This window comes from Izhakiella capsodis, assembly GCF_900115045.1.
Classification (GTDB): Bacteria; Pseudomonadota; Gammaproteobacteria; order Enterobacterales; family Enterobacteriaceae; genus Izhakiella; species Izhakiella capsodis.
Genome location: NZ_FOVC01000003.1, coordinates 230,855 through 249,203 on the forward strand (window position 1 = coordinate 230,855; position 18,349 = coordinate 249,203).

The 18,349-nt window shown below is 46.7% G+C and carries 16 protein-coding genes and 1 tRNA gene; 5 read left to right on the plus strand and 12 right to left on the minus strand.

All coding sequences use genetic code 11. The annotated features are described in order from the left end of the window. Positions 1 to 5: 5 nt before the first annotated feature. From BM191_RS07095 to BM191_RS07110, 4 genes are all read right to left on the minus strand, one after another. Positions 6 to 1,217 carry an MFS transporter gene (locus BM191_RS07095; protein WP_092876576.1) on the minus strand — a complete coding sequence of 404 codons (1,212 nt, stop codon included), beginning with the start codon at positions 1,215 to 1,217 and terminating at the stop codon, positions 6 to 8. Positions 1,218 to 1,424: 207 nt separating this feature from the next. Next, positions 1,425 to 2,411, minus strand: coding sequence for a nucleoside hydrolase (locus BM191_RS07100; RefSeq protein WP_092876578.1), 987 nt, complete (start codon positions 2,409 to 2,411; stop codon positions 1,425 to 1,427). A 27-nt stretch (positions 2,412 to 2,438) separates the two neighbouring features. After that, a complete protein-coding gene (locus BM191_RS07105; RefSeq protein ID WP_092876580.1) occupies positions 2,439 to 3,473 on the minus strand; it encodes a LacI family DNA-binding transcriptional regulator in 1,035 nt (344 codons plus the stop codon). Positions 3,474 to 3,504: 31 nt separating this feature from the next. Further along, complete coding sequence (locus BM191_RS07110) at positions 3,505 to 4,890, minus strand: MFS transporter (protein WP_092876582.1); 1,386 nt, start codon at positions 4,888 to 4,890, stop codon at positions 3,505 to 3,507. Between the two features lie 799 nt (positions 4,891 to 5,689). Between BM191_RS07110 and BM191_RS07115 the strand changes: the two genes are divergently transcribed. After that, positions 5,690 to 5,765: transfer RNA gene (locus BM191_RS07115), tRNA-Ile, on the plus strand. A gap of 797 nt (positions 5,766 to 6,562) precedes the next feature. Here the strand turns inward: BM191_RS07115 and BM191_RS07120 are convergent. From BM191_RS07120 to BM191_RS07125, 3 genes are all read right to left on the minus strand, one after another. Continuing rightward, a complete protein-coding gene (locus BM191_RS07120) occupies positions 6,563 to 6,751 on the minus strand; it encodes a hypothetical protein (protein ID WP_092876584.1) in 189 nt (62 codons plus the stop codon). 709 nt (positions 6,752 to 7,460) lie between these two features. Continuing rightward, a complete protein-coding gene (locus BM191_RS17380; protein ID WP_269017629.1) occupies positions 7,461 to 7,589 on the minus strand; it encodes a hypothetical protein in 129 nt (42 codons plus the stop codon). Between the two features lie 423 nt (positions 7,590 to 8,012). Next, positions 8,013 to 8,252 (minus strand): regulator, encoded by a 240-nt coding sequence (locus tag BM191_RS07125; protein ID WP_092876586.1) that lies wholly within the window; start codon positions 8,250 to 8,252, stop codon positions 8,013 to 8,015. A 90-nt stretch (positions 8,253 to 8,342) separates the two neighbouring features. Here BM191_RS07125 and BM191_RS07130 point away from each other — a divergent pair, with 90 nt between their 5' ends. After that, positions 8,343 to 8,957 (plus strand): phage repressor protein CI, encoded by a 615-nt coding sequence (locus BM191_RS07130; protein WP_092876769.1) that lies wholly within the window; start codon positions 8,343 to 8,345, stop codon positions 8,955 to 8,957. 580 nt (positions 8,958 to 9,537) lie between these two features. Here the strand turns inward: BM191_RS07130 and licT are convergent. The 4 genes from licT to BM191_RS07145 all read right to left on the minus strand — a co-directional run bounded on the left by licT (position 9,538) and on the right by BM191_RS07145 (position 14,466). Then, positions 9,538 to 10,371: a BglG family transcription antiterminator LicT gene (licT, locus tag BM191_RS07135; protein ID WP_092876588.1), complete on the minus strand. Its 834-nt coding sequence runs from the start codon at positions 10,369 to 10,371 to the stop codon at positions 9,538 to 9,540. 1,672 nt (positions 10,372 to 12,043) lie between these two features. Beyond that, positions 12,044 to 12,220 (minus strand): hypothetical protein, encoded by a 177-nt coding sequence (locus tag BM191_RS16770; protein WP_177203305.1) that lies wholly within the window; start codon positions 12,218 to 12,220, stop codon positions 12,044 to 12,046. 916 nt (positions 12,221 to 13,136) lie between these two features. Then, positions 13,137 to 13,574: a DUF3828 domain-containing protein gene (locus BM191_RS07140; RefSeq protein ID WP_092876590.1), complete on the minus strand. Its 438-nt coding sequence runs from the start codon at positions 13,572 to 13,574 to the stop codon at positions 13,137 to 13,139. 157 nt (positions 13,575 to 13,731) lie between these two features. Continuing rightward, on the minus strand, positions 13,732 to 14,466 hold the full coding sequence (locus BM191_RS07145) for a GntR family transcriptional regulator (protein ID WP_092876592.1): 735 nt from the start codon (positions 14,464 to 14,466) through the stop codon (positions 13,732 to 13,734). A gap of 502 nt (positions 14,467 to 14,968) precedes the next feature. Between BM191_RS07145 and BM191_RS07150 the strand changes: the two genes are divergently transcribed. From BM191_RS07150 to BM191_RS07160, 3 genes are read left to right on the plus strand one after another with little or no spacing between them, the layout of a single operon-like run. Then, a complete protein-coding gene (locus BM191_RS07150; RefSeq protein WP_092876594.1) occupies positions 14,969 to 15,454 on the plus strand; it encodes a PTS sugar transporter subunit IIA in 486 nt (161 codons plus the stop codon). An 11-nt stretch (positions 15,455 to 15,465) separates the two neighbouring features. Further along, positions 15,466 to 15,738, plus strand: coding sequence for a PTS sugar transporter subunit IIB (locus BM191_RS07155; protein WP_092876596.1), 273 nt, complete (start codon positions 15,466 to 15,468; stop codon positions 15,736 to 15,738). Between the two features lie 38 nt (positions 15,739 to 15,776). Further along, entirely contained in the window at positions 15,777 to 17,156 is a 1,380-nt protein-coding gene (locus BM191_RS07160) for a PTS ascorbate transporter subunit IIC (RefSeq protein ID WP_092876598.1), read from the plus strand. 426 nt (positions 17,157 to 17,582) lie between these two features. Here the strand turns inward: BM191_RS07160 and BM191_RS07165 are convergent, their stop codons facing one another. Continuing rightward, positions 17,583 to 18,116: a single-stranded DNA-binding protein gene (locus BM191_RS07165; protein WP_092876600.1), complete on the minus strand. Its 534-nt coding sequence runs from the start codon at positions 18,114 to 18,116 to the stop codon at positions 17,583 to 17,585. Between the last annotated feature and the right edge of the window lie 233 nt (positions 18,117 to 18,349).

The window sequence follows — 18,349 nt, forward strand, 5'->3', positions numbered from 1 at the left end:
TCATCTTAAGCCTCAGACTCACCCGATATTTCGATCCCTCGAGTTTCACGTCCGAAAAATGTAATAACGCAGATTAGCACCGCCACTGTCCCGGCAATCAACGCCAGCGCAAGGCCATAATTGCCGTTGAACCTCTGCGCTATCGACGATTGCAGCGTGGCATTGACCGATGCCAGTAAATTCCCCAGCTGATAAACGAAACCGGGCAGCACAGCCCGGGCGTTTGCTGGCACCAGTTCGGTCAGATAGCCAGGAATAATCCCCCAGGCGCCCTGCACCATGAACTGCATCAGAAAAGCACCGAGACCGATCATTAATGAACCGCTGGAGAATGCCCACAGTGGCAGTACCGGCAGCGCCAATGCTGACGCCAATATTATCGCTTTTTTACGACCGATCTTTTCCGACAACGCGCCGAATAAAATCCCCCCCAGCATAGCCGCAATATTGTAGGCAATGGCGATCAGGCTGATGATATGAGGATCAAGATGGTGCTGAACTTTCAGAAAGGTAGGATACAAGTCCTGGGTGCCGTGGCTGAAAAAGTTAAAACACGCCATCAGAATGACCAGATAGAAACAGAGCTTCCAGTGGCTACGAATAAATGGCATTAAGGCTGCGTTATCTTTACGCTCGCGCGCCGCCAACCATACGGGCGATTCAGGTACTTTAAAATAGATGAAAGGCAGCAGCATAATGGGCAAAGCACCAATAAGAAACATCCCCCGCCAGCCAACCACCGTGTAAAGAAGGCCGTAGCAAATTGAGGCCAGCAGATAGCCGCAAGGATAGCCAGCCTGGAATATACCGGACATTAAGCCGCGCGAACGATCCGGGATGGTCTCCATTGCCAACGATGAGGCCACACCCCAGACACCGCCCATCGCAATGCCATAAATGACCCGAAAGGCGAAGAAAGCCGTTAACGTAGGTGACCAGGCAGACAGCAGTTCAAACAGCGCAAAGCTAACGACATTAAGCATCAGAATCGGGCGTCGGCCATATTTTTCCGCCAGTCGGCCAAACAGCAAAGCGCCCAGAGGGCGTACCGCCAGCGTTAGCATTATTGCCAGCGTAATCTGAGGAATGCTGGTGTGAAAATTATCGGCAAGATCGCTTAATACGAAGACCAGAATAAAAAAGTCAAACGCATCCAGCATCCAGCTCGCAAAGCAGGCCGAGGCCACATTACGTTGAGTCGGTGTCCAGCTAAACATAGGTTATCTCGCTTTATTCAGCCGGGCTCTCAGGCACAGGCTAATTTTAAAATGAGCGCGGTTACCAAGCGCTGGCCGTTAGTCGTGCCAGCGCCGTCACAGCAAACATATTAACCAGTTGTTTATAGCATGTAACAAACAACAACAACGAGAGTAATTGTCAGCGTTCGATTCCGAAAGTAAATAACTATTACAACACCGGTATCTTCAGCGGATCAGGCCGGAGAAATAGTGCTCAAGCATGGCGATAAGTTGCCTATTATCAACCTGTTGTAGCACATGAACCAACCCACCAGCTGGCTCATTAATACCAACGTTAAGACGCAATGGTGGCCTGTAGCGCCATGACTTACCCCGGGTTACGCCCGGACGTAATTCAACATCGACATAATAGTCAGCGGCCGTAGCAACTCGTGGATTCAACAGCCAGGCTACCACCAGCGCATCATGTAACCAGCAGCCGGGAATATGACGCTGAGCAATCGAGTAATCAATCCAGGGGCGCAGCGTTTCACAAACAAAATTCATCAGTGGATGATCAATGTTCGCCAGCCGCTGCAGATCCTGATGGGTCATGAGTGTTTGAGTGGTCACATCCATAGGCACCAGCGTAAGGTTTGCACCACTGTGCAATACCTCCCAGGCGGCCTCCGGATCGAAGCCAAAATTGGTGTCTTTAATGTAATCATCCAGTGCAAAGACGCCGCCCATAATGGCAATTTCTTTTACTGCCTTGGCCATTTGCGGATAATTTTTCAGCGCACGGGCAACGTTCGTTAACGGGCCAATAGCCACCAGCGTTATTTCACCAGGATTATCACAGATAAGCTGGCCGATCGCATCAGCTGCATCGTCACTACCTGCGTCAAATTGCTGCGGCTGACGCACTCCATGCCACAAATTTTTTAGCGCCGGATCTTGCAGACGATTATCCAAAATATCCCGCCAGGGCTGGCTGGGTTCAAGTAGCGCACAGCTTGCGCCACGCACCAAGGGGATATCCAGATTGAGCCGGAGCAGCAGGTCTTTAATAACGCTATAGCCAGTTGTCACCGGCGTATTTCCCGCGACAATGGTAATCAGCTCAAGTGAGATTTCCGGTGCGGCCAGCGCGAGGGCAATCGCCAAACCGTCATCAACATTCGATCCTGCGATGCCATTGCCCGGATCGCAATCGATAATAACTCTGTTCATTTTTAGCTTTAAGTTTATGATTTATTGCTATTCCTGCGGTAACTTATGCAAGCGACAACCACAGGATTCCCCGATTTCCAGACGGTGAGCGAATTCACGTAATAGTGGCTCCGCCGTCCAGTTTTGTAACATTTCAAAAGCAGCACGCGCCATCTCATTTACCGGCTGACGCACGGTGGTTAACGAGGGCACATGGAATGCAGACTGTTCGGTACCGTTAAAACAAACCAACGCCACGTCATCAGGCACCTTAAGCCCCGCATCGGCTAAAGCCCGCACGCAGCCGATGGCCTGTAGCTCGTTACTGCAAAACAGTGCGCGTGGATAACTCCCCTGCGCCAGCATCGCTTTCGTCGCCTGATAACCGCCCGTACGCGTATAAGGCGCCGGAAAAATCCAGCGCTCATTAACCGCCAGATCAAACCCGGCCATCGCGTCACACCAACCGTTTATACGGTCCTGAGCGTTCATCATTTCAAGCGGGCCGCTGATAATTCCTACCTTCTGATAACCATGATTTAACAGATGGCTGGTGACCTGAGAGGCTGCCGCACGTTCATCTACGCGTAACACACTGACATGGTGCTCACCAGGATCAAGGCGATCCAGCATCACCAGCGGCGTAGCCGATGCTTGGATCAGATCGATATAAGGGTGACGATCTACGCTGATGTAAATTAGCCCGTCGACGCGCCGCTCAAGCAGATTGTTAATAAGTTCCAATTCGCGCTGACGACTATCGCCGGCATCGCCAAGTAGCATTACCTGCCCTTTCGCCAGGACCTCCTGCTGCAAAGCATGCGCCAGCGAAGCGACAAAAACGTTAGATATATTCGGCACTACCAGACCAAAGGTCTTGGTAGTGCCAGAAGCCAAAGCGCGGGCAACGCTGTTAGGGCGATAGCCAACCTTTTTAATCGCCTGTAGCACCCTTTCACGCGTCGCTTTCGCCACCGGGCGCGGCCCGTTATTCATGACATAGCTCACGACCGCAACAGAAGTACCGGCCTCTTTTGCCACGTCGGCTCGTGTTGCCCGCCCTGCACCTTGCTGCTTTGCCAATATTTGCCTGCCTTATCTGTTCGGTCTGCGGCTATATCGCATCCTCAGGTAAGTTAAGATCGCGCCCGCGTGTTTCCGGCGCAACAAATGTTGTCAGAAAACCAATAGTCGCCATAGCAAAAAAGTAACAGGCAATGGTCCACCAGTGCCCGCTCCATGAGAACAACGCCGCCGCGATCAATGGCGCGGTACCGCCAGATAGGATCGATCCCAGCTCCTTAGCCATTGCCATTTTAGTGTAACGATGGGTCACGCCAAACAGCTCCACGCCCCATGCCGCCTGAACGCCAAAAATACCCAGTGAAGCCAGAGCCATCCCCACCACAATAGTTGAAATAACAATCACGGGTTCACGTGAATCTAACAGCATAAAAGCGGGGAATGCATAAAGCATCAGCAGTAAACAGAAGCCACGATAAGTAATACGACGGCCAAAACGATCTGAAAGCCAGCCGGCAAAAGGAATAACGGCAAAACCCAATATTGACGCGATAAAAACTGCCGTCGTTGCGATGGATTTATCAACAGCCAGCACTTTGACCACATAACCGACAATAAAACCCTGCGCCAGATAAGAGGGGCCATTTTCACCAATGCGCAGACCGAGCATTACCCAGAAAGCCTTATTACCCCGATGGGCACTCGCAGGATTTTTCGCCTGATTTTGCTGCGTCTGCAAGTCATCGCGCAGAGCAGCAAGTTGACGTTTTTTACGTTCAAATACGGGGGTTTCACGCAGTTGACGACGAAGCCACACCGCCGCCAGCGCAATGAGCGCACTACAGAGGAAGGGTATACGCCAGCCCCAAGCGAGCAGATGCTGCGGATCCATTTGTACCACCAGAAGCCAGACCAATGAAGCCAGCAAAGTACCGGTATTAGATCCAAGTGCAATTATCGATGACACAAGGCCACGTTTTTGAGTGGGTGCATATTCACCCAGAGTTACAGTTCCGCCCGACAGCTCAGCGCCAGCGCCAAACCCCTGGCTGAAACGCAGCGCCACCAGACAAATCGGCGCCCAGACGCCAATTGAGTTATAGCTGGGTATAAGACCAATCAGCATGGTCGAAAGCCCCATTAGCACAATGGTAGCAATCATCACCACCTTGCGCCCTTTACGATCGCCCAGCCAGCCAAAAAACAGCGCACCTATCGGCCGGGCAATAAAACCTACCGACCAGGTCGCAAAACTGGAAAGCAGCGCCATAGCTGGTGACGCGTGTGGGAAAAAGACATCGCCGAAAATAATGCCGGCCGCCAGTCCGTAGAGGGCGAAGTCAGCGTATTCCATCGCTGTGCCTAACCAACATGAGAACGTGGCCCGCAAGAACTCTTTGCGCCCCTGGGGAGTCGTTAATTGAGCATCAGCAGCCGCGTCAGAAGCGGCATGGCCAGGAAGGTGTATTTCAGACATGATAACAATCCATTCTTTGAGGCATATGTTGGTGTATTGCGCCTGACATGTCCCAACTGGCGAAGGGAGCAAACATCGCGGCGAATACGTGCTTACTGACCCAACTGAAGGTTCAGAAGAGGATCCCCTGGTGTTGGCATCCGCGCATATTCTGTATCAAAAACGTTAAATTCCGACTATTTAGCAGGTTTTCTTAACAATACAAAAAGTGTGTGAAACCTTGCTGAGCCGTTCATGCAGCATAATCCCGCGATGATTGCTTGAAAATATTATATCTACGCGCGTAGATTATGCAAGTAGGGTCGTCTTATAATGAAGAAAACTCATATGTTATAGAAAACTTAGCAAATCACGTAAGGCCTCACGGATCTAGGGAGCTTGTAGTACCCACAGTCCCACATCGCCTTTTTCTGACATCGAATGTTGCTGATTATTGAAAATTGATCCAGCTATCGCCAGGGTGTCCGGGAAACCATAGCGCCATATCCCACGACTGGAGGGCTGACTAAACCACGTATCTGCTTAAGTGGACGGCAGACAACTCTGGGTGCAACGCAATGAAATAAGGTCGGTTGTTGATGCATAATCCAGTACAAAATGCACGGTTATAATGAAATAGCTTCAATGGCCCTTATCTGGCAAGGTGATAGCGGCTGAAAACGGAAGCGGAGCAATTTAGCTTGCCACCCGCGCTTTTCCGCGTTTAGCGAGGAAAAATGCGCCAACCGCATGAAAAATCGGCAGTCAGTATGCTGAACACTGGATTGCCGAACGCAGTTATCTTATAATCCTGCGCCTCGGCCCCTTAGCTCAGTGGTTAGAGCAGGCGACTCATAATCGCTTGGTCGCAAGTTCAAGTCTTGCAGGGGCCACCAAATTTTAGCTTTAGAATCATATAATTAAGCCACCTCGCAAGGGTGGCTTTTTTGTTTCTTCGTTTTCGAGTGGCGATAGAATGGCGGCAGCATCTCAATTGCCCACAAAAGACTCACCGCTGTAAGTTCATGTCATACATTTACCAGCCCTTAACCACTGAAGAGGAATGGTCATGGCGAAATTGCGTATGCACCACGTATCCCCACACTGAACAAATCTGGCGTTACCTTTTCACACAGCGCTAACCCTTTCCTGAAATTTTTCTGCAGAAGTAACAACATTAATCAGGATATCCCTCGATTCATCACTGATAGTTTATCTGATATTGACCCCCGCATCGGTAATGCCGATTTTATCGCGACGTTGTTGAACAGGCCTACGGACACAAAACCGTCCCGATGCAGCCTGAGCTTATCGGATCATCTCTAAGAGAGGAGATCTGACAATTAGCCGACGAAGCGCAACAGACACCGTTCGTAATTGTTTCGGTCACCGCGCTACGCGGTTTACTCAACTTTACTGCCGTTTGAATCAGGTCCCGGCGCTGGTAAAATTTTCTGATACTGGTCGCTATCGTCCTGATATACCTGCCGTCCAACATTCAGGACGCGGTTTTCCTTTAACCAGTATTCATTCTGCTTAGCGACTGTACATGGGTACTTAGTATATTGATACGGCTTAGGTCTTGTATAAAAGGACGCCAGCTAAGGTGAATTGTGGATTTAACCGCATCCAGCGAGGTCTGGCTAACCCATTAATTCTGGTCGCCCCTGATCTTAAGTCGCCCAAAGTTCCCTCATCTGGAAACATCCGCTGAATGATTACATTCATCGGCACGGATATTTGTTACCAATTCATTAGTCAACTCGGAAACCCACTGGATAGCCATGCGCGTTTCCTGGTAGTCGCATTCGGTAGCTGCTACCAGCTTAATAAAAAAATCTATACGCTGAAGCTTTAAAGACTCCGAAAGATAGTCCATCATCCTTCCCTCCTGTCGCCATTATGGGTAAAAATCATTAAGCAATACTGTTTATACATACAGTATATGAGGGCTGTAACTATGTAAAATGATTTTGCGTTTTTTACAAGTTTTTCCTTTAACTGTCTCTTTAATCTTTATTTTTCTCTGATCAAACGCATCCTGAGTGTCGACGCATTTTGTCATCCTGACATAAGTATTGGTTACGATATAAACTATCCAATCTTCCTCTACCAAACGGTATACTGCCGCCGAACGTATCAGGCTTGTTTGCGTTATGCTGCCTGAAGTGTTATGCCCTGTTGGTAACTATTCGGACACGTTGGCCTGACGACTGATAACCAGATCCGCAACTTACGAAGCTGCTTTTTCTTCCACATCTCACTGTCAGAGAGCAAACCAATCACGGCTACTCGTTAAGGGCGCTTTAGCTGGTTCAAATTTTTACAGGGAAGTGATGATTTCAACGAGTCCGAATCCAGCAAATGCAAATCTACGGTCAGGGGTTACCTCATAAGCCCCTGCAGCTTAACGAACCTATTTTCAGTGGGTCCCATGTGTACAAATTCTGCACACGACATTAGGCGGCCAGTGACATAACGTCATTAAGCCTGTAGGCCAGCTGTTTTCGCCCACACAGCACAACCGAAGTGAGTTTACATTGCCACCAGTATGCTGCATTGCGGCATCGGGAACGCATCGGCCTTTTGCACTATTTTAAGGTGAGCGGGATAGATAAAAACCAGATGGCACTGCTTTGCTCAACGGTGGCGGCGATCAATTCAGATTCGGGGCTGCTTTCGCTGAGTGCTGCAATCAGCAGCACGGCTAATGATGGCATAGTATGCTGCGCGATCCCCACACATTACAGCCCCCAGCGATAACCTGTTAACACAGATTATCATCTCACTGTGGCGGTATATCAGGTTACTGGTGCGGGCGTTCAGGAATTGAGTTCAGATGAAAGCGATCGTCCTGAGCAGAATCGTCGGAGTAATAAACGTATATACATCGCCGCTGGGCGGATCGCCTTACCCCAGGTTCACCTCAGGCCGCCAGCACCAGTCATCACTGGCAGAGTGACAGACTGAGCACTGTGCCTTTTTATCAAATCCGCATATTTCATTTTCTTCAGAAAAAACCTATTTTATCCTTGCCATAGGGAAAAAATGCTTCCGACCCTTCCTGTCCTTATTTCCTCTTAATTGCGCTCGGATGAGCCAGCTGGACACCCTAATGCCAGCTTTAACATCGCAAAATGAAACTAACAAGCATGCATTGTGAACTCGCAGTCCTGAGCGGCTTCGATCGTTAACGCGAACATGTTGACCTCAATAAGATTACTGATGCCAGCGTTTCTCCTCAAAGGCAAACGATTTTCACGAATCATCTGACGGACATAACTCGGTTTATAGCCAGTGCGGCGACAGAATTCATCCAGTGTAATAAATGGTTCGGATACCACAAAATTGATGCTGGGGCGCATTGAAAAATTACTTTTCATGATGCACTATTCCTCAGTTTGGGTTTCATAACTTCACTATCCGGGACTATCACAACAACACATGGCCGATATTAGGATCTCATTTTGAATATTACAAGCCCTAAATCAACCTCATCAGAGATATCAAAATACCACTTTACATCTCAAAGTGGCGGTAAAGAAGCTATCACCCGTATTCTCCAGGCTTATGGGTTCAGTACCCGGCAGGCTTTGTGCGATCGGCTGGGCATATCTCAGAGTACAATGGCAAACCGTTGGATGCGTGACACATACCCACACGACTGGCTTATTGCGTGCCATCTTGATACTGGTGTATCTATGCTCTGGCTTACCACGGGTCAGGGAATACCCACAGACAACGCACATGACGACAGTGGGTTGCTTTTGCAACTTAAAGAAATCTCAAATGGTGTTTATTCCTCTATTGAACAGGTACGTTATGACATGCGTCTTACTCCCCAGGGGGCGATGGCTGTATTCCTGGTAAAGTTCGATGGTTCTTTTTATCTGGTGGATGAGTTCAAGGGTGAAATCAACGATGGGATCTGGCTGATTGAATTGGATGGTTTTTTGAGCATCAGGCAGGTTTACCGTCTTCCGGGCGGCCGCCTGCGCGTAGAGAATGGCCCGGCATCTTTCGAGTGTACTACATCGGATATTGAGGTTACCGGCAAAGTGATCAGCAAAATAATGTACATGGAATGACAAATATAAATTGTTAAAGGCAAGACAACAGCCATCAGAGAATAAAGTGCAATCGCCACTTTGGCTCCGATGTTTTTGACAGTACAGCCATCATATATACGAAAATAGTCATACTCCGGGAAAAGGTGAGCGTTCAGACTGCGCATCAGGCAGTAAATGCGCTGGCAATGATGGTACAGTGAGACAATAAAAAAGAATCTGTTCAGAAAACAAATTGTAGCTGCACGATAATTAGCTAACGGTAATGCTGTTATTTAACGGTAGAGATAAGCGAGGCCAGCCTATCACAACCGTTGGTTTAATAAAGCTAACCCATAATCCCATTGATCAAGGCTGGGTGCCAATAGCGGCATGGCTGAGGTAATGGGGAAAGACTGCTTAGCTTTGATAGTAATATTGAAACGCGTCGTCGGGCAGCATACTGTGGTTTCGCACTCAGGCATTCAGACTCCAGCGATTCGTCTCTTTTTTGTATGGTACCGATGCAGGCAACTTAGCGCCGGTGCTGACCAGAAAATTGCAGATTTTACCTGCAGCGCATACCGCACTCTGTCGATAATCGCGCCTGGCGACGCGGCGGTCATCTTCCCTCTTTTCTCACCCGTTCGATATGGATAGCCAGAAACATAACCTCTTCAGTAGTCAGCTTTCGTTGATAGTTCTGCTGCAGATGGCGGCCAACATTTTCCGCACAGCGCCAGGCGCGGGAGTAATTGCGCTTTACGACGCTATGTAAAGTGACATCATTATCGGCAACAACAGTCAGAGTCATTATGCGCTGAGCAAAAAATTTCAGATGTGTGACAAACCGCTGATAGCTCAGTGATTCCTCATCATATTCCAGATTCATCTGGTATTTAACCAGTCGCAGTATTTCCTGCATGACACGGGTTACATGCACGACCTCAGGCATTTGGTTATTGAGCTGTCCGGTAACCAGATGGAGTGCAATAAAGCCGGCTTCATCCTCTGCTAGCTGCACACCAAGCCGCTGTGCAATTAATGTCAGCGCCTCTACTCCAATGGCATACTCTCGTGGATAAAGACGCTTTATCTCCCAGAGCATCACGTTTTTAATTTCAACGCCTTTGCTGTGACGCTCAATAGCGAAATTACAATGATCGGTAAGGGTGATATACAGGCTTTCATGCAGGCTGCCTAGTCTGGTGCGGGCCAACTCGATAATACGATCGCAGGTGGTCATTACTTCCAGCGGGATACGGCCCAGCAATTCTCCCAGGCGACGGCTCAACTCATCGCTTTGCAGTTGAAATACCTTCTCTATTTTAGCTTCATCCAGTAGTTCACCAACCCGTTTCTGAAATGCCAGACCACGCCCCATGACGACTTGCTCGTGCTGATGTTCATCACACACCAACACCACATTATTATTAAGAATTTTACTAATTTTCATTTTCCCCCCGGAAACAAAAAACCTGAATTCATGCAACGGCATAAAAATCAGGTTTTATATGTAAACGCATATAATTTTTAGAGTCAGATTATCATGCCCTTATAACATTATTAAATATAAGGTTTTTAAAATTGTGCCAAGATGAGGCTAATGTTTTGACAGTATTTTACACAGGCTGTCTTTATGCCAGGCCATCCCAGAAGACATCAAAGGTGGTCTAAACGTATAGCATTTATTCAACCAGCATCTTTGCTATCAGTAGCATCTGAAACCAAAAATGCTTCACTCATTAACTGTTGAGTACGACCCACCGATAATATTTATAAGTAGATTACGGTGCCAGATGTTGCTGATTACCTACGTACACAGCCCCTTTCATTATCAATTCAGGCAACGCCGGATTGTTGATACTCATGTTAATTCTGCCCAGTAATACAGGCGTTTCCCACTGCAGTTTTGGGTCCAATATATCCATAAGTAGAAATATGTATTTACATGCTTATATAAAATATTTTTGATACATAGCCAATCTAATCTTTGGTACTGTTTAGTAAAAATGTAATCAATGCCGACAGCAATATAAGGATAACCTTAACGCACCGTACGTACCGCAGCTGAAACCGTACCAGAATTATTCCCCCCCTGTTTACAACCATCGTCATTGAATAATAAGTACGGATTGGCCCGCATACATCTGAACTAAAGCAACTGACCAATGCAAAAAAATTAAGTGTTTTTTATGTTATACTCAAGTTTATTTGAAGAATATCTACGCAGTACTTAACACCAACAGTGCCACCCACACCTTAGCAAGATTGAAATAGTTGTTATCACTGATTAATCAGGATTTTTCTTTTCTAATTATCAACTATGAGCAGGTACTAACGAGAATGAGAAGTCCTATATTTATTTTTACATCTAGCGAAAGAATCTACCGTACTCCTGATTTTTTGAATTAACACCAATTTACTCATCCTTACAAACGTAATAGCCATTAATCCCGTCGATAAACCCGTCACTAAATTTATACTGGATTTACAGATAAAGCATTTTCTCGCCGTTGTTAATACAATCATTTTCGGGACCGTCAGATGGATTGTTGAACGCACCGCATGTATTTTTTTCAAAATGTCTGTAAAACCGACCGATAGTATTATCAAGATGTGCGTTTTATTATTCATGCCAGGCCGGTTTCAGATGATTTTCAGCGATAACCAATTAAGCCAACGATATGTCTCGCACTGCAGTTGATCTCTTGCGCACTTCCCCATTTCCTTGCCCCTGACTGTGATAATCCTAGCCTTTAACCAGCAGGTCAGAATCCTAATTTAGATCAAATGCCCCAACACTTTAATGGCATGTCGCCTGCTATTACTCTTACAGTCACTCCAGATATAAGCCTGAGAGTTTCTTTTTAAAGGCTGCCAGCTAACAGCACTTGTTACTTTATAAGGTATTTTTTTTATTACTGGACAGTGTAAAAAGCGACTTTTATCTGGTAAGTTCAAGCCGTAAAAAAGTTAACCCTTGCCCACGAAATGTGAATTTATCTCAGACAGTTGCAAGCTCTGTTTCTTCACTGGCACTGTATGCTGCGCGACCACGGATTATATTAATTGCCGAAAACCTTTAAAATTGATTCCAACCCACATTGATACCTGCGTAACGTTCTTTATTTCCCCCAGAGGGCCTTAGCATACAACAGGCTGATCTTGTTAAAACCTTGTGCATAACCGTTATTATCCTGAAGCAGGTCTCTACCGGTAAAATTATTATTTTCATAGAGTTTAGCCACACCGTACCTTGAAGCGGCAAAAAACAGAATGTCGTCACTATCATCCGCTGTCATAATCCAGATATAACCCCTGAACCAAGTCCACCTGCTCTCCTATATCCGATCCGGATAGTGAATCCGTAGCATTTAGCACCCAGACATTTTTTACATAATATCCAATTTACTGTTTTTCAGTAATTCATCGATGTTAAAAGGGCGCGTCTAACGGATAAAGGATGTAAAGACGCCCCATGACAATATTATCAGAAAAATTGCGAGTATCTTTCATTCGCTTTTCTCAGTCATTTATTGTTGATATTTTATAAAAAACCACCCTGGTGTTGGTGAAGACTATTGCTTATCTGACCTTAATCCGTCTCACATAAAATAAAAAGCCTAAGCCGCTTAAATTACCTCATCAAGTAAGTCAGCCGATTAATTTTTGCCTGTAATCAGCAGCAACCCTGATTTACTTCAGGAAAAGTATCACCTGTTAAATTAATTATCCACCCCCAAATAGATTTGATTTTTATTTCTGTGATGGTTGTCATTATCGAAACAACTAATTAAAATTATTGATGTATCAGGAAATAATATAAAATACATGAGATTTAATTAACAAATAACTTAAATACAGATCGTAATACTGAAGAAATTATAATGATACATTGCCAGCTATCGGTTCCGAGGTTTGCACTTCCTTTTCAGAGAACAGAAGATCGTATTCAGGCTGATTCGAAAATACTGGCCCTATCCCGGCCTCCGGAGTTATTAATCTGCATGAATAATTTACAGAGCAAAAAATATGACAAGACGGAATTTACGCTATAACCAAAAAAGGTTCGTTTTATGTCAGTGATGAAGAGCTCAGAGCCTCCATCAGTGCTAAACCTATCTCCTGCGATCTGTTCTCACTACCGCTAAGCTTTCCGCGCATGTCGAAGGGCCAGTATGAAAAACGCTGAATTTAGTCTCTTACTCCACGCCGTTATCAGCGTGGTGTCAACGTTGCCACATCATCGATCTTCCAGACGCCGTGTTCATCTTTCATCTTCAACAAAAGTCGCTGCTGGTCATCGGGCAATCCCAGCAACACTTCGCCGTTAGCCCTGCCGCCATGCACTTCAAAAGGCAGTGTTGAAATATTGTCGACCCAACTATCGCCATAATCGGGACCTTGCAGGAAGTAATCATTATTCATTCCCTCAGGGCGTTTAATGAGTACCTGAATACGATCAATCAAGCGCTGCGTCACGTACTGCTTTAACTTAGGGTCGTGCTCATCAATTGGGCTTTCATCTTTATTCATTGCGCCTAGATACCAGCTGTAAAATGCCCTACTGGTCATCTCCGGTGATAATGCCGGATCCCGTGCACTAACATGAAAAACTGCCAGCCCAAGCAGTAGCCCCGTTAACCATGTTTTCATTAATACTGTCTCTGTGAAGCGAAAACGACATACTGTGTTCGCAAAATACCCTTGTCGCCGAAGATTGTAGGGCAAACCGGCACAAAATTCAGCCAGAAAACTTGCTCTCTCCGGCAAAAAACTGGGCCTGAAGATAATAAAGGGCGATCCACCGCGTTTATACTCTTTCGGTATTTTGCCTCAGCTGCAACAGGTTGGTGTTGATAATGGCGATATTGACTTCACAGGGCGAACCATCATCCAGATATACCGTCTCGCTTATTTCCAGAGCGGCAGCATTGTTTTGCAGTTTGAGCAGCGTCATCTGCTGCATATCGCTGACATTTATTGCATTAAGATTCTGCTCGCGACGCTGCACCTTCTTTGACGTGATTTGCTCAATGTAAGAATATTTGGAGATCTCCAGCCGACTGAACTCCATACTTTCAAACAAACTGACCGGTAAATGGATATACTCCAGCGCCACCGGGATATCGTTAAAACACATAAGGCGCAATATTTTATATATTTTATCACTGTTTTTAATTCGTAGCGCTTGGGCTAAATCCGGCGAGGGCACTTTGATTACGCTGGCGTTGATCACCTTCCTTACGCCTTTATAGCCCTTCTTCTGCGCCTGAAAATCAAATGGAGACAGTGCATGAAAGCTGCCGGCATGATTATTTTTACCGATTGATCCGACAAACAGCCCGGAACCTTTAACCCGATAAATTTGCTGGTTTTCGATCAGAATCCTTGTGGCTTCACGTACAGTCGCGCGTGTGATGCCAATGTTTTTGGCAATGGCAATTTCAGTATCAAGCTTATCTCCAGGCAACAGCCCCTCCCGCTTAATTTTTTCCAGCAGGTAATCGACAACTTCTTTTTGCTTTTCAGTAATGCCATCGATCATCAGAATATTTCCTGCTCAATGTGAAGGGATATCGGGGGCGGACCAGAAAGCTGACCTTATATGTCAGAAAATAATTATTTCAAATTACCCGGACGTATCAGAATGTGAGCTGGTTAACGAATTTGCATTTGATAACCGCGTCTCAGTATAGATTCTAATCCTGCATATTGTATCTGTACACATCCCGATTCATTATCAAGATGACTATACATCTTAAAGCTATTTAGTCTGATAATAGTCGCTAAACGTTAATGCAGATAGTAGCCTCTAGTGCTAATAAAATACGTTAGTATTTTGTTTTTGTTACATTAATATAATTTCATCATAAACCTGACCAATCGAGAGTCAGTATTGATCATTATGAAATGCGAGGGAAGAAAACCAGGGGAAAGTTACAAGATGACTGGACAGCTTAGCCACAAGATGCGTGTGCAACGCGGGCACTAAAAAAAGCGTTAATCAACACAAACTGTTTCACCCTGACTTATGCGGAAAAAACACGATGGCAAATCTGACTAACTGGTTGAAAAAAGATACGATTCAGTACGCTGATAGCGTCCCTGACTGGCAGGAAGCCATTGTTCTTGCGAGTCGACCACTGTTGAAAACAGAAGCTATTTCGCAGCGTTACGTTGAGGCAATTATCGAACAAAAACAGCAAATCGGACCCTATTTTGTCATCGCGCCACGGATAGCAATGCCCCATGCCAGGCCAGAAGAAGGCGCTAAAAAACTGGGCTTATCCGTTGTTAAGCTGGGCACAGGCATCAACTTCAACGCCGGTGAAAACGATCCCGTCGACATTATTTTTATGTTCTCCGCACCAGACAGCAACAGCCATATTGAGATGCTGATGCAGTTGGCTGAGGTGCTTTCTGACGACGAAAAAATGCAGCAGATTTTCAACACCAGCAGCCAACAGGAGCTGGCTGCCGTTTTACTGACAGAAAATGACGCGGGTTTATCCCAAATTAACGCTGATAACTAACGAGGTATAACATGAAAATCATGGCGGTGTGTGGTGCAGGTCTTGGTAGCAGCTTCATGATGGAAATGAATATTAAAAAGGTTCTCAAGAATTTAGATATCTCTGCTGAAGTCGAACACGCCGATCTGGGTTCCGTGACCCCGGATATTGCCGACGTTTTTGTCATGGGAAGGGATATCGCCTACAGCGCTAACTTACCTGAAGATAAAATGATCATCGTTAACAGCATAATTGATATTAAAGAGTTAGAGCAGAAGCTCCGCACTTACTTAAACAAAGCCTGATAACGAAACTGCTTCGGAACCTTACCGCTGAGGTTAATATGCTTATCCAAAGCCTTTTACAGGTTGTTGTAGACGTGATGAAGGTGCCGTCCATTCTGGTCGGACTGGTTGCGCTTTGCGGCCTGATAGCACAAAAGAAACCGTTCCCGGACGTAGTTAAAGGCACGGTTAAAACGATCCTGGGTTTTTTAGTTCTGGCCGGTGGTGCCTCGGTGCTGGTCGGCTCGCTCACGCCGCTGGGGGATATTTTCAAGCACGCATTTAACGTGCAGGGAATAATTCCTAATAATGAGGCAATGGTCTCCATTGCCCTGGCAAAATATGGCGCACCCACCACGCTGATTATGGCGTTTGGCATGGTAGCGAACATTGTTGTTGCTCGCTTCACCCGACTGAAATATATCTACCTGTCAGGGCATGTCACCTTCTATATGGCTTGTATGGTGGCGATCATTTTGTCAGTAGCGGGTTTTACTGGCATACAGATGATTTATACCGGCTCTCTGGCGTTGGGTTTAATGATGGCTATTTTCCCCGCGCTGGCGCAGCCGCACATGCGCAAAATCACTGGTAACGATCAGGTTGCACTGGCCCATACCGGGACCATCGGCTATATCCTTTCGGGCTGGATTGGCTCTCTGGTCGGCAAGGGGTCAAAGTCTACAGAAGAGATGAACATGCCAAAAAACCTCAGTTTTTTGCGCGATAGCACCATCTCTATTTCCCTGACGATGATGATAATTTATTTCATTCTGTCCGTATCCGCTGGCCAGCAGTATGTTGAAAGCCACTTTAGTCAGGGGCAAAACTATCTGGTCTACTCATTTATTCAGGCTATCACCTTTGCCGCCGGGGTATTTATCATCTTGCAAGGTGTGCGGCTGATACTGGCTGAAATCGTCCCGGCTTTCACTGGATTTTCAGAAAAACTGGTTCCGGACGCCCGTCCGGCACTGGATTGCCCCATCGTGTTTCCCTATGCGCCCAACGCGGTACTGGTTGGTTTTATCTCCAGTTTTATCGGCGGCTTAGTCGGTCTATTCCTACTTGGCCAGCTCCACTGGGTGCTGATCCTACCTGGCGTAGTGCCGCACTTTTTCTGCGGTGCCACAGCCGGCGTCTTTGGTAACGCCACTGGCGGCAGACGTGGTGCAATCCTTGGCGCTTTCGCCCACGGCATTTTAATTACTTTCCTGCCCATCGCCCTGCTCCCGGTGCTTGGCGCACTGGGGCTGACAAATACCATGTTCTCAGATACCGATTTTGGTGTAGCGGGAATTATTCTCGGCAATATGGCGCGCTTTATGGATAAAGGCACCATTACCGCTATTATCACTGCTATTTTTGCCTTGCTGGTTATCTCTAATTTTTCGACCCACTGCAAAAATAGAACCTCAACCGAAAAGAGTGAGAATTGATATAACGGGGGCATATCAACCGAGAAAAGCACAAGCTGCCTTTGTGATACGTCGCAGACCAACCAGTTAACCCGGATTAGTTTGCCCGTTCGCTTCAACAGCGGATCAACCAGAGACCGTTAACAGATACAAAGGCCAAAGGTGCGTTTGAGATGAAGAAACAGAGCATCTCTAAGCTGTTGTCTGCGCTTTTCGGGCGACTCAAACATTGTACTGATACCCTGTTCGCAGGCATTCCGGAAGCAGAGATCTGTCTCTGTTAATTCAGTCTTGCAGGCTTACCAGCACCTGAATGGCCTTCTGGCACGCCGGGTGCGTCCTGTTTCATGTCTGATGGCAGGGTTAAGACGTTGCCAGATGAGAGAATAACGTTAAACCCCGGAGCGCGGCTTAACGTTAAAGAAGTTGTTAGCGATCTGTCATGTTTCAGAATGGGATATCGTCGTCAAAATCCATCGGTGGTTCGTTGTTAGACGGTGCGCTATTTTGCTGGGGCTGAGGCTGCCCGCCACCGCTGAACTGATTTCCACCCTGCGGCTGCTGCGGCTGGCCCCAACCGTTATTATTGTTACCTGATGAAGCACTACCGCCCATCGGTGCGCCGCCGCCCTGGCGTCCACCCAGCATCTGCATAGTGCCGCCAACGTTCACCACGATTTCGGTGGTATAGCGATCCTGGCCGCCCTGATCCTGCCATTTACGCGTACGCAACTGGCCTTCGATGTACACCTGAGAGCCTTTGCGCAGATACTCACCTGCAACTTCAGCGACCTTGCCAAACAGCACCACGCGATGCCATTCAGTAATCTCTTTTTGTTCACCGGTTTGCTTGTCACGCCAGCTCTCCGAAGTCGCTACCGTGATATTGGCAACAGCGCCACCGCTCGGCATATAGCGTACTTCTGGATCCTGACCAAGATTCCCCACCAGAATGACTTTGTTTATGCCTCTGCTGGCCATGTTTATTTCTCCCGATGAAATTAAATCAACTCTATACTTAGAAAGTCTATCATTACATTGCAAATATGCATACGGAGTTAACGACTTGCTTTAGTGTTATACGGCCCATATTCCAAAACGCCTCGTTGAACAAAACGTTGGCTATCATTGGCTGCACTGTATATCCAGCCAGTTATTTTTATGCCATAATAATCTGTTTCTTTCTGGCCGTGCCGGGGGCATGGCGGCATCTG